Annotated in this window: 11 protein-coding genes; 4 read left to right on the top strand and 7 right to left on the bottom strand. The window is 42.5% G+C overall.

Translation table 11 applies throughout. The features are described from left to right. Positions 1-854 precede the first annotated feature (854 nt). The 5 genes from PPO43_RS14405 to PPO43_RS14385 all read right to left on the bottom strand — a co-directional run bounded on the left by PPO43_RS14405 (position 855) and on the right by PPO43_RS14385 (position 5,018). Complete coding sequence (locus PPO43_RS14405; RefSeq protein ID WP_272619017.1) at positions 855-1,478, bottom strand: hypothetical protein; 624 nt, start codon at positions 1,476-1,478, stop codon at positions 855-857. After that, positions 1,478-1,975 (bottom strand): OmpH family outer membrane protein, encoded by a 498-nt coding sequence (locus tag PPO43_RS14400; protein WP_272619015.1) that lies wholly within the window; start codon positions 1,973-1,975, stop codon positions 1,478-1,480. The genes PPO43_RS14405 and PPO43_RS14400 overlap by 1 nt, the downstream gene beginning before the upstream one ends. Positions 1,976-1,986: 11 nt before the next feature. After that, entirely contained in the window at positions 1,987-3,564 is a 1,578-nt protein-coding gene (locus tag PPO43_RS14395; protein ID WP_272619013.1) for a LamG-like jellyroll fold domain-containing protein, read from the bottom strand. A gap of 61 nt (positions 3,565-3,625) precedes the next feature. Further along, entirely contained in the window at positions 3,626-4,201 is a 576-nt protein-coding gene (locus tag PPO43_RS14390; RefSeq protein WP_272619012.1) for a hypothetical protein, read from the bottom strand. Positions 4,202-4,493: 292 nt separating this feature from the next. Continuing rightward, positions 4,494-5,018 (bottom strand): hypothetical protein, encoded by a 525-nt coding sequence (locus tag PPO43_RS14385; RefSeq protein ID WP_272619011.1) that lies wholly within the window; start codon positions 5,016-5,018, stop codon positions 4,494-4,496. Positions 5,019-5,246: 228 nt separating this feature from the next. Here PPO43_RS14385 and PPO43_RS14380 point away from each other — a divergent pair, with 228 nt between their 5' ends. Then, positions 5,247-6,326 (top strand): fatty acid desaturase family protein, encoded by a 1,080-nt coding sequence (locus PPO43_RS14380; RefSeq protein WP_272619010.1) that lies wholly within the window; start codon positions 5,247-5,249, stop codon positions 6,324-6,326. A 63-nt stretch (positions 6,327-6,389) separates the two neighbouring features. On the opposite strand, the gene PPO43_RS14375 is transcribed toward PPO43_RS14380, so the two are convergent. Then, positions 6,390-6,791, bottom strand: coding sequence for a DUF7793 family protein (locus tag PPO43_RS14375; protein ID WP_272619008.1), 402 nt, complete (start codon positions 6,789-6,791; stop codon positions 6,390-6,392). A 578-nt stretch (positions 6,792-7,369) separates the two neighbouring features. After that, positions 7,370-8,122: an ABC transporter ATP-binding protein gene (locus PPO43_RS14370; RefSeq protein WP_272619006.1), complete on the bottom strand. Its 753-nt coding sequence runs from the start codon at positions 8,120-8,122 to the stop codon at positions 7,370-7,372. A 167-nt stretch (positions 8,123-8,289) separates the two neighbouring features. On the opposite strand from PPO43_RS14370, the gene PPO43_RS14365 reads away from it, so the two are divergent. From PPO43_RS14365 to bioB, 3 genes are all read left to right on the top strand, one after another. Continuing rightward, positions 8,290-8,922 (top strand): deoxynucleoside kinase, encoded by a 633-nt coding sequence (locus PPO43_RS14365; RefSeq protein ID WP_272618977.1) that lies wholly within the window; start codon positions 8,290-8,292, stop codon positions 8,920-8,922. A gap of 45 nt (positions 8,923-8,967) precedes the next feature. Continuing rightward, positions 8,968-9,438, top strand: a complete 471-nt coding sequence (locus PPO43_RS14360) for a hypothetical protein (RefSeq protein ID WP_272618975.1) — start codon at positions 8,968-8,970, stop codon at positions 9,436-9,438. A 100-nt stretch (positions 9,439-9,538) separates the two neighbouring features. Beyond that, positions 9,539-10,531: a biotin synthase BioB gene (bioB, locus tag PPO43_RS14355; protein ID WP_272618973.1), complete on the top strand. Its 993-nt coding sequence runs from the start codon at positions 9,539-9,541 to the stop codon at positions 10,529-10,531. The last annotated feature ends 787 nt before the right edge of the window (positions 10,532-11,318 follow it).

Genomic DNA, 11,318 nt, shown 5'->3' with positions numbered 1-11,318 from the left:
CAAATCCCCCTCCTTATTTTCACCATTAATAACACCTTCTTTGTGTACATTAACTCCTGCATTTAAGCCTAAAGACATTTGATGCCCTGATAAACCACTATAAGCATGTTGTAAAGAAACACTCCCTCTTCCTGACACACCACTCTTATCTCCTAAACCTTTTCCACTAATTGATACAGACTGAGTAGCTCGACCAGCATCAAAAGAGCTCATGCTCATCCCAAAGCCAACTCCCAAGCTAGCACTCTCTGTTAATTTAGAGCCAAGACTAACTCCTGGATCAAAGCTAATTCCCTGACCTTTTAAGCTATTTATTGTATAGCTAAAACCTAAGTTTAAACCAATTGAAAATAAACGACCCGTACTATCAGATTCATCTTTACCTGATTGTTTTTTAGAAAAATCTAGTGCCGTCCACTCTACTCCTCCAGAAACTCTATACACTCTATTCACATTATCCTTCTGATCCACTTCACGCTCTATCAAATCACCATTAAAGTCATCTGGCAGCCCTCGCATCTGTCGATTGATTGCACCAATACCAAGATTCCAGCCTAAACCTACCATAGAAGCTTCTGCTTCAGGAGAGGTTACTGAATTATAAAACAAGTTTACGGGATATCCTCCATTTGGACCAGGGAGGTCAAATAGAGGAATATTGTATGTAAAATCTCCTGAGAACAAGTCTACCATCTCTGTAGTACCTACAGGCTCAAAAGACTGCAATTCAGGTTGTGTGGGACCAGAAGTTAATGCTAATGCAACTGCTGGAAAAAACATTTGATTGATCATCAATAAGATGAAAAAGCTAGCGGCTCGCTTGCTGAACTTAGATCTGCTATTGTAACTCATGATTATTTTATCTTGGGTGCGTTCTTTATCTGTTCTCCAGAAAAAAATAGCTTAATTGGTGCTATCTGAAATTCTTTACTATCTAATACAAAAGTTTTGTCTGCATTTTTATTCTTTTCATTAGCTTTAAATGCTAATAAAAAGCCTCCATATTTAGACATATTATAACTTCTTTCAAATTGATATAAAGAGGGCTTTAAGCTATCCCCTCCATCTACCAATAGAATATCCTCAGCCATATCAAAAGACAAATACTGTAAGCGCTCTTTAGATGCTGCTAGATCATAGACCTGCCAATTGAGAAGAGTTGTTCCTTCTTTCTCACGATCCCTAACCCTCAACCTTAAATAATAGTACTGTAAGTCTTTATAGGCTGATCGCTCCTTATCTAAATCTAGATTCAAAAACTCTTCTTCAGAATTTGTCTTGAGAAGAATTAGTGCGTCTGAGGGTCTATAAGCCAAATCCAACTCTAAACCAGCAATTACCTTTGTTTTACGTAAGCCATTATCTGGATCATCAATATAATCTAGATAGTCTTTGGCATCTATTTCTTTAGTTGCACAAGAGCCAACAGCAAGAAATAAAACACCTAAAAAGCTATAAAGTATCTGTTTTTTACACATTACTTACCTGCATATTTTTTATTGATGTAGGCAATGACATCTGCTGTAATATCTTCAGCCTCATCAGCATACATTAAAGAACCATTAGCAGCCGACCCAAATACATAGTCATACTGTTGTTCCTTACCATACTCAAAAACATATTGGTTAATCTGTGTCCATAACTGTTCTTGATAACGCTGTTGATCATTAACCGTCTCTTGATTAAACTGCTGCAATAACAAATTATACCGCTTTTCTAGCGTTTTCATTCGAACTGCGGCATCTTCATCTAAATCACTTGCAGCCATAGCAGATATCTCCGCTTTAATTGAATCTAAAGCTTGCTGCCGATTACTACTTTCAGCTCTATGCTTAGCATCTAACTCTAATGTACCTTGAAACTCTTCAAAAAGCTTAAAGTTATTTACATAAGCTAGTTTTGGTCCCTGATTGCAAGCTGTTATGCTTAAGGAAAAAATTAGTATTGTAACTACAGCTTTGAACTTATTCTTCATATTCCACATGTCTACTCAATTCTAAACCTTAAGAAATAATCAATTCCCTGATTCCCCTCTACTTCTAAGATATAATACTTATTAGGTGCTAAAGAAGCTGCTGTTAAAGGAAGCGTTAACCAGTTAGTTCCTCTTATTAAATCTATAGTCCCAGTATGAGCTACCTGACGATCCCATGCATAAATTTTATAGCTCAATTGTTCTCCAGCTAACAACTCATAATCTTGATCAAAGCGAATTCTTAAGCTATCATCTATAACTGAAACATAACCACCATCTAACTCTTCCTTAAGCTCATAATAAGGTACCCCTACCTCAAAATCCACACAGTTATATGTTCCACCCCCTACAGTTGCTGTATCTGACTCTGGGTCTTCACAAATTCTGCGTATTCGTATTTGATCTATAGCAACAGCACTCCCCGTTAACCCTGCATAGAAAAAACCTTCATCTGTTGAAGTAAGTACTTGGGGTTCTCCTATCTCTAAACCATTTTTATAAAAGCGAATTTCTTCCTTGTCAAGCCCCAACTCAATCCGATCTCCCAATTGCGTCTTATTGTTCGCAGTATATAAAAGCTCTTGATTTTTATATATATGTACAGAATTTCGCCCCAATTCAAAGTAATAATCTTTTTCCTGTTGCTTAAACCCTAACCCAATATAACTTTCTTCGTCTGTACCAAAACTGTTAAGATTCACAGAAAGCCCTAGAAGTCCCACATCTCCTAAATCTGTGCTCGGTTCATATGGTACCGCACACAAATCTGTGGGAATAATAAGCTCTAAAAAACTAGCCGTTGTTTTCACTGAAACATTAGAGACCAATACATCTCCAGAATAAGTAGTCGCTCCATCTGTTCCTAAATCTAAATAACAAGGACCAATCGTAGAGCTATTTTCATATACCGTCAAAGCCTCTTCAGGACTTAATGCATAGTTAAATATTTTTAACTCATCTAATTTTCCTTTAAAGTATTTAGTATTGTTAAAACGTTTTCCTACCACTGCTTTTTGTGTAGTTAGCGCATAGTAAGGCGGACAGTTCAAAGGTACTGCTGTAGTAGCAGTTGAAACCCCATTCACATACAGTCTAGCTTCCCCTTCTTTTCTAGTGTAGATGATATGATGCCAGCTCGTATCAATAGTTGATGATGATGCTCCATAAGCAGCTGGTGGACTAGAACAATTTGTCCAACCATAACCAGTAAAACCAGAAGCCCCATAGTAATTATTAGCTACATTCATCCCTTGATCTCCATTAGCCCCTCCAATAGATAATATTGGATAATAACTTCCATTGGGAATAGCATCTGCCCTCACCCAAACAGAATAAGTATATTCAGCAAATTTCAAGGCATCCAAATTACTCATTTCTAAGTAGTCATCCAGACCATCAAAATAATAAGCACTACTATCTCGTCCATAACGATCGGTTGTTGGAATCGCCCCATTTACTGTAGCGGAATGATTCGCTTGCACATCAGATCCATCCCCATTCATCCTTAAATGTGCTACCACCCCCATTTGTGCCAATAATCCCTGCCCCATAAAAAGCAACATGGCTAAAATCCCTAACTTATTTCTCATCTTATTACTTTCTGCTATTTCTTTATTTTGGGTCTTGCCTCATCCAATATAGGCACTATAACTAATCTATTAAGTCGTAACTATACACACTAGAGTATTCTCCAGATGCTGACTTCAACCGCAGTCTTATATATAAAGGAGATGGCTTAACAATCTGATCTAATTGAAACTCCCAAACATTCGCTTTTTTTCTCAATAAACGACTTCTTGCATCAAGCGTTCCCTCCGCTAAAACTAACGTCTGGTTATAAATTCCTCTACCCCTTGCAGTACGCCCCATTACAATTTCCACCTCTTCTACTAGTTCACTACTCAACAAATGAATCTGCAATTTTAAATTCCCATGAGCCTGAGCAGCGTTCAAAGCTAAACCATGTAAAGAATCTAAGGTGCAGGATGCATGCTGACCTGCACCTCCTGGCTGAAAATTACAAGCTGTCAAGTACGCTTCTATATTCACACAACGCATCTGCTCAAAAGCCTGCACTCTCTGCAAACTATCCCAACGAATAGTATCAAGCGCTGCCTGAGCTAAACTATCTGGATGCTGCGCCTTCAAAATAGAAACAGAGAAAAATAAAAGAAGTACTATAAACACTCCTTTTGAACTAAACAAAGGCTTTTGTGCTGCCGCCATCTTACTATATTTTTTTGTTGATTTATGACCGCAAAAGTAGTCATTACTTAAATAAAAATCCACGGCTAGTCAGGAAATAAAAAACTTTTCACACCTAAAGCGATTATACCAAGTCACAAATGAATATAAAAAATACACTATTCTACTACTGCTAAAAATTCCAATTTTAAAGCACCTTTGATGATTCAAAACCAGAAGTTCGCCCCTAATGATGTATAAAATAAAAATATTGGTGTATCTCTTTCTACAAAAAAATTGATTTTAATCTCTGCCAACAAAAAAACGATCCGACTCAATAATCACCAGCTTTACAATAGCAAAAAGAATTAGCCCCAATTTCATAAAGAATACTATCTATATTTTGACGACTACTCTTATATAATGCCCCATTTAACCAATAATACTCATTATTGAAATATACAAACGTATCTGGCCTAACAGCTTCAGAATAATTGATGAGTAATACTAACCTAGAATCTATAGCTTTTCGCTCCTCTACCCTATCGCTATTTTCTAACAGCTCTTCACTAAACTTTTTCAAGCTTTTGTCCTCACTTATAATTGCTTTCGCATTCAAACTATCACTTAAAATCTGATCTGGTCTAATACCTAAATAGGTTAAACACATAGCTGGCTCCAGCTCTTCAAGACTATCTCCTACAATTCTAGTGGGAATAGTAGTTTCCTTCAACATAAAACACCAACAATAAGGGGCTATCGAACTTATTGTCAGCTCACTAGACTCCCTATCTACACGGTTATTTTTGCAACCTGTAAGACTGCAAATAAAAATACAACTCAGGATTATCTTCTTCATTAGCTTATTTTATACGTTTACGCCTACAAAAAACTACTTCCTGCTGAATGGCCCAACAAAGACATTCTAACTAAGAAATACTCCCCCCTAAGCTTTCATCAAATCCCCCAACCCCATTTTTAGCCCTAGTCCTCACCAAATTGTTAAAGAAAACTAAAAGGTTATTCAATTTATAGGGGGAGCTTAATTTGCTACATCTTTGGTGCAGAAACAACTTTAATTGAAATCATGAAAGCATTAAAATTTGACAAGAGCCAACAGCTCGAATTTGTACGCCAACTCAAGGCCCGTGTACAAGATTACTTTGCAGAACAGGAACGCTCTCCCTCTGGTAATCGACAATTGTATGTAAAAGCGGTGCTGATGTTGGCCCTTTATGTCTTGCCCTTATTAACCCTCCTTATTTTTCAACCTAGCCATTATGCCATCATTTTAACCCTCTACTTCTTGATGGGTTTAGGAATGGTTGGCATTGGCGTTAGCGTTATGCACGATGCCGTACATTCTTCTTTCTCCTCTAAATCTTGGGTAAACCGCCTCTTTGCCCACAGTATGGAGTTGGTAGGTGGTTCTTCTTTCAACTGGCAAGTCCAACACAATGTCTTGCACCACAGCTATACCAATATTTCTGGCTGGGATGAAGATATTAGCCACAAAGCCATTTTACGCCTAGAACCCGAAGAACCTTGGCGAGCAGTTCACCGCTATCAACACATTTATGCCCTACCACTCTACAGTTTACTTACACTTAGCTGGATTATCTGGGGCGATTATCAATCCCTCTACCGCTACACCAAAAAGAATTTACTCTTAGGCAAAAAACCTTTCTCGGTCTGGGCCAAACTAATCGGCTTTAAGCTCGCCTACCTTTTTGTCCAATTCGTTTTGCCCATTTTTATCTTGGGCATCCCAGCCCTAGCTGTTATTTTGGGCTTTATCCTTATGCACTTAGTAGCTGGCTTCCTGCTCTCTAGCATTTTTCAGCTAGCCCATGTGGTAGAAGGACCAGATTATCCCCAAGCCGATGAAAAAGGCCGCCTATCTACTAGCTGGATGGCCCACCAACTGCAAACAACGGCCAACTTCTCTAGAGGAAAAGCCTGGATATCTTGGTGCATCGGAGGTCTCAATTACCAAATTGAACATCACCTTTTTCCCCACATCTCTCATGTACACTACCCCAAACTAGCCCCTATTGTACAACAAACTGCCGCAGAATTTGGCCTCCCCTACTATGAACATCCCAGCTTTTTTAAAGCCCTACAATCACATCTGCATTGTTTATGGGTTTTAGGACATAAAAAGTAAGCGTATACAAAACCATAAAGCCAAGGACTCCCATCCTTGGCTTTTTTATTTTATCTAGCTTCCTTAAGCATGCCCGTTTTCTAACCGCTGCTTTTTCAACCAAGCAATAGCCTCTTCTTCTTTCGTAAACATTCGAACAGGATGCTCATGCTTATTAAGCCGAATCACAAAATTGCCCAAAATCTTAGAAATTCCACTATTAATTAATGCCGCTACCGCATAAAACTTAGCCTCTTTAGCATCCGCTGCCGTTACTTTTCGCGCCTCTTTGCTCATTCCTTTCACTCCTCTCATATCCGAAAGGAAATAAATGGGCTCCCTTCCTTTCAACTTAAAACACTCCTCAAAACAATCAAAAGAATCCTGAGCCTCCATATAGGTCCCCTCATCCATTCTTTGAACAACTAAGCCCGTTTGCACATCCACATAAAGCCAGCTTTTTTTTAATCTTATCTTCGTTTGCATATCTATCAATTTAGTCCACGCTAAATATAAGCATTCCCTACAATTCTTAATTCTTGCTTATTATTTTTTTTGGGCTGCCCCGCCCTGCGGGCGGGTCGGGCCATTGCGCAGCTCGCTCTTCGCTCGGCCCTGCGCGGGCTGCGCCCGCTGGGTCTGCGGCTTCGCCGCCCTGCTACAGCCCCTCAGCCAGATTTAATCGCGCTGCTTTGGCCATGGTTTGCTATGAATTTTCTGCTAGGCCAGCTATTTTTTAAGGGCATAGCCTTCGCTATGGCCGAGAAAAATAGGGCCGACTAGCGGGAAATTGCTGCAAACTATAAAAGTGAGTGCGTTTTAATCTGGCTATTGCCTGCGGCGGCTTCGCCGCCTGCTATCTCTGCCTGTAAGTGGACCCCCTCTTTGATTTAACCGCCAAAGAAGAATGCCCAAAGCAAAACCCGCCCCGATGAGCGGCCCAGCGCTGCGGAGTGGGTGCGGCGCAGCCGCAGACCGAGGCCGTCAGGCCGCAGGGCCGAGCGAATAGCGAGCCCCGCAGCATAGCGGCGGCCAGCAAAGCTGGCCGCGGGCCCCAAATCCTTCTACTCTTCCTGAATAGCCTTCATTTCTTCTAAGCGCTCTTTAGCCGAGCGGGGCTTTGCATTGTATTCATCCTTTTCGACTAGGCCATCTTTTAGGCGGATAATGCGATGGGTATGCTCAGCAATATCGGGCTCATGCGTAACGACAATGATGGTATTGCCCTGTGCATGTAGCTCCTCAAAAAGAGCCATAATTTCTACAGAAGTCCGGCTATCAAGGTTTCCCGTAGGTTCATCGGCCAAAATGAGCGAGGGTTTATTGACCAAAGCACGAGCCACCGCCACCCGCTGCCGCTGCCCGCCCGAAAGCTCATTGGGCTTGTGGTCCATACGGCTGCCCAAACCCACCGCCGTCAAAACTTCAGCCGCTCGCTCAAGCCGTTTACGCTTGCTCATACCCGCATAAATTAGGGGCAAGGCCACATTTTCTAGAGAAGAAAGGCGGGGAATCAAATTAAAGGTCTGGAAGACAAAGCCAATTTCTCGGTTGCGAATATCGGCCAGCTCATCTTCCGTCATGCCACTTACATCTTGGCCATTGAGCAAATATTGGCCGCCGCTGGGGGTATCCAAACAGCCCAACATATTCATCAGGGTCGATTTGCCCGAACCCGAGGGGCCCATTAAAGAGACATAATCATTTTGGTAGATGTCTAAACTGATCGATTGTAGGGCTCGGACCTCTTGGCCCCCCATCTGGTAGACCTTACTGATGTCCTTAATATTAATAATGCTTTTATTGAAATTTGTCATAGGGAAGCAACTGATAGTCAATAATATAAGGCAGAGCCTCAAAAAAAGAGCTCGCTAAAAGTACAAATTAGAATGGTTTTTTAGGGATAAAAAAATTATTTTAGCCGCAAATTAACGCTTATCGAACGCATTCCGTCAATGCGTTCATCTGTAAATCAAAATACCTTATGTCTAAAGAGCAACTGCCTTACAAGCATATTGTAGTGGCCGGAAACATCGGGGCTGGAAAAACCTCACTTTGTCGTTTGTTAGGAGAAGAATTTGGCTGGACCGTCAACTATGAGTCTACCGATGACAATCCTTATCTAGAAGATTTTTACAATGATATGGGCCGTTGGTCCTTCAACCTACAGGTCTACTTCCTCAATAGCCGTTATAGACAGGTATTGAAAATTAAAGCGGGCGACGATGTCGTCATTCAGGATCGCTCTTTGTATGAGGATGCCCATATTTTTGCGGCCAACTTACACGAAATGGACCTCATGTCCGTGAGAGATTTTAAAAACTACTTTGATCTCTTCCTCTTGATGGAGTCTCAAATCACCCCGCCCGATCTTATGATTTATCTCAAGTCTAGTGTGCCCACTTTGGTCAAACATATCCAGAAAAGAGGTCGCAGCTATGAGTCTAACATGAGCCTTAACTACCTACAATCGCTCAATGATCGCTACGAAAACTGGATCGCTGAGTACTCTGCAGGTAAACTACTGACCATTAGCGCCGATGAACTCGATTATGTGGGCAATGATGATGATCGCGAAAAAGTAATTGCGCTAGTCAAAGCCGCTCTAGAGGGTTAGCCTTTAGCTAAAAAAATACCCCTACACCACTAAACTCTATATCTTATGAAAGTCCGAAACCTGTTTTTTGTCCTTCTCTGGCTAATGAGCCTCACAATTGCCTGCAATACACAAGAGGCGCCCAAAACACCAGAAAATGCAGCCCTAGAAGAAGGTAAACTAAGCGAAACGGAAAAAGCGCCCGAAACGAACAACAATCTAGAAGGCGAAGAATTTCCCGACCGCCCCGGCTTTAAAGGCCGCTACAATGACTATGTCTTTTTCATAGAAATGCTCGACAATCAAGAGGTTAAGGGCTTCGTTCGACATAAAGGCAAAAACCTAGAAAATGAACTCTCTGGCAAAATGTCTTCTCCCTTTGCCTTCGAGGCCCAAGAACTAGGAGAAGATGCCGACGGAGACGAATTGGTATGGGCTAAAGTCCGTGGAAAAATCTCAGAAGACCCCAACCAACTAGAATTAGACTATAACGACAGCCAAAGCGCTAGCTCTTTTCGCCTAGATCTAAAACGTTAAGTTTTTAGACCAAGTTCTGAAATTATTGCTTAGCTTTGCCCAGACAAGCAGTGGACGCTTCCGCTGCTTTTTTTTATCTACTGACCAAATGTAACTGATTATGGAAGTACGTAACGATTGGACCCGTGCCGAGATTGAGGAAATTTACAACCGCCCCATTCTAGACTTGGTCTATGAGGCCGCTACGGTCCATCGAAAATATCACGAGGCCAGAGAAGTACAGGTTTGTACTTTGCTCTCTATTAAAACTGGAGGCTGCCCCGAAGATTGCGCCTATTGCCCACAAGCCGCCCGCTACAACACCGATGTGGACCATCAATCTCTACTTGAAGTAGATGAGGTACTCACCAAAGCAAGCATTGCCAAATCAAATGGCGCTACCCGCTTTTGTATGGGCGCCGCCTGGCGACATGTCAAAAATAACAAGCAATTTGATCGCGTTTTGCAAATGGTCCAAGGCGTAAATAGCCTAGGTATGGAGGTTTGCTGTACCCTCGGTATGCTTAGCGAAGAACAAGCCCAACGCCTCAAAGATGCTGGCCTCTACGCCTACAACCACAACCTCGATACCTCTGAGGAAAATTACGAGAATATTATCACCACTCGGGACTATCAAGATCGGCTCGACACCATCGAAAATGTCCGCAATACAGGAATCTCTGTTTGCTCTGGCGGAATTATTGGCCTTGGCGAAACCGACCAAGACCGCGTAGCTATGCTACACACCCTGGCCAATATGTCTAAACATCCCGAATCGGTACCCGTTAACGCTCTCGTTCGTGTGCCCGGCACCCCCCTAGAGAACCAAAAACGCATCACCCTTTGGGAAATGCTCCGCATGATCGCTACTGCCCGCATTATTATGCCCCTTTCTCAGGTCCGCCTATCTGCAGGCCGCGAAGAAATGAGCATCGAAGAGCAGGCCTTCTGCTTTATGGCTGGCGCTAGCTCTATCTTTGCTGGCGAAAAACTACTCACAACTCCTAATCCCGATATGGACCAGGACCGTCAGATGTTCCAATTGCTTGGCCTACAACCCCGTGCCGCCTTCAAGGGACAAGAAAACGAAATGGAAGCCGGTAAGTTTGTCTAAACTTCTCCCCTTCCTATAAAGATTACAGAATAGCAGAAAGGCTTTGGCTTTTCTGCTTTTTTTTGGGGGCTGCCCCTGCGGCCTACGGCCTTGGGTCGGGCCATTCCGCAGCTCGCTATTCGCTCGGCCCTGCAGCGCTTTCAGCGCTTTGGTCTGCCGCCTGCGGCGGCCCTGCTACAGCCCCTCAGCCGGCGGCTTCGCCGCCTCTAGACGCAGAATAGCTTGCCCCGTTTCACAGATTGCAGAATAGCTTCCTCCAAATGGAATATATTGTAAGGTATAAGGGGGCCTGTAGGATCGATATATATATACCTGTAGGTTGAAACCTACAGCAACAAAAGCGGCCATACTAAGCACAATAAAAATGAGCCGATGGTTAAAACCATCGGCCCATATCATTTATAGCAAACAAGGGCTTTAGCCCGCCAGTTTGCATAGACCCGCAACCATGGGCTTAAGCCCATGGCCGAAGAACAACTCCACACAAAAAAATCAGGGGTAAAAACAATTGCTATGCTTACCCGCCCTGGGCTGAAGCCCAGGGTTATTGACTGAGCGAACTGACGGACTAAAGTCCTTGTTCGCTTTTGGGGCCATCATCTTGCTCGCCGCAGGAGCTTAAATGCCCCTGCTTCATTGGAGATGGGCGAAGGCATTCGGTTTTCAGGTCCTGCGGCTTTTAAAAGAAAAGCCCCTCGAAGGAGGAGATGATAGATTTAATAACCTAAGGCCAAGGCCCTAGGGGGGAAATTTATATCATATCGGCCTGTGGGTTGAAACCCACAGC

This window comes from Saprospira sp. CCB-QB6 (genome assembly GCF_028464065.1).
Lineage (GTDB): Bacteria > Bacteroidota > Bacteroidia > Chitinophagales > Saprospiraceae > Saprospira.
Note: the sequence above shows the minus strand (reverse complement) of the source record. Positions and strands in the feature narration are given on the sequence as shown.

Excerpts from the sequence above, each read along its gene's own strand:
- PPO43_RS14385 (WP_272619011.1), bottom strand. The coding sequence starts at position 5,018 with ATGAAGAAGATAATCCTGAGTTGTATTTTTATTTGCAGTCTTACAGGT.
- PPO43_RS14380 (WP_272619010.1), top strand. The coding sequence starts at position 5,247 with ATGAAAGCATTAAAATTTGACAAGAGCCAACAGCTCGAATTTGTACGC.
- PPO43_RS14375 (WP_272619008.1), bottom strand. The coding sequence starts at position 6,791 with ATGCAAACGAAGATAAGATTAAAAAAAAGCTGGCTTTATGTGGATGTG.
- PPO43_RS14400 (WP_272619015.1), bottom strand. The coding sequence starts at position 1,975 with ATGAAGAATAAGTTCAAAGCTGTAGTTACAATACTAATTTTTTCCTTA.
- PPO43_RS14370 (WP_272619006.1), bottom strand. The coding sequence starts at position 8,122 with ATGACAAATTTCAATAAAAGCATTATTAATATTAAGGACATCAGTAAG.
- bioB (WP_272618973.1), top strand. The coding sequence starts at position 9,539 with ATGGAAGTACGTAACGATTGGACCCGTGCCGAGATTGAGGAAATTTAC.
- PPO43_RS14365 (WP_272618977.1), top strand. The coding sequence starts at position 8,290 with ATGTCTAAAGAGCAACTGCCTTACAAGCATATTGTAGTGGCCGGAAAC.
- PPO43_RS14360 (WP_272618975.1), top strand. The coding sequence starts at position 8,968 with ATGAAAGTCCGAAACCTGTTTTTTGTCCTTCTCTGGCTAATGAGCCTC.
- PPO43_RS14405 (WP_272619017.1), bottom strand. The coding sequence starts at position 1,478 with ATGTGTAAAAAACAGATACTTTATAGCTTTTTAGGTGTTTTATTTCTT.
- PPO43_RS14390 (WP_272619012.1), bottom strand. The coding sequence starts at position 4,201 with ATGGCGGCAGCACAAAAGCCTTTGTTTAGTTCAAAAGGAGTGTTTATA.
- PPO43_RS14395 (WP_272619013.1), bottom strand. The coding sequence starts at position 3,564 with ATGAGAAATAAGTTAGGGATTTTAGCCATGTTGCTTTTTATGGGGCAG.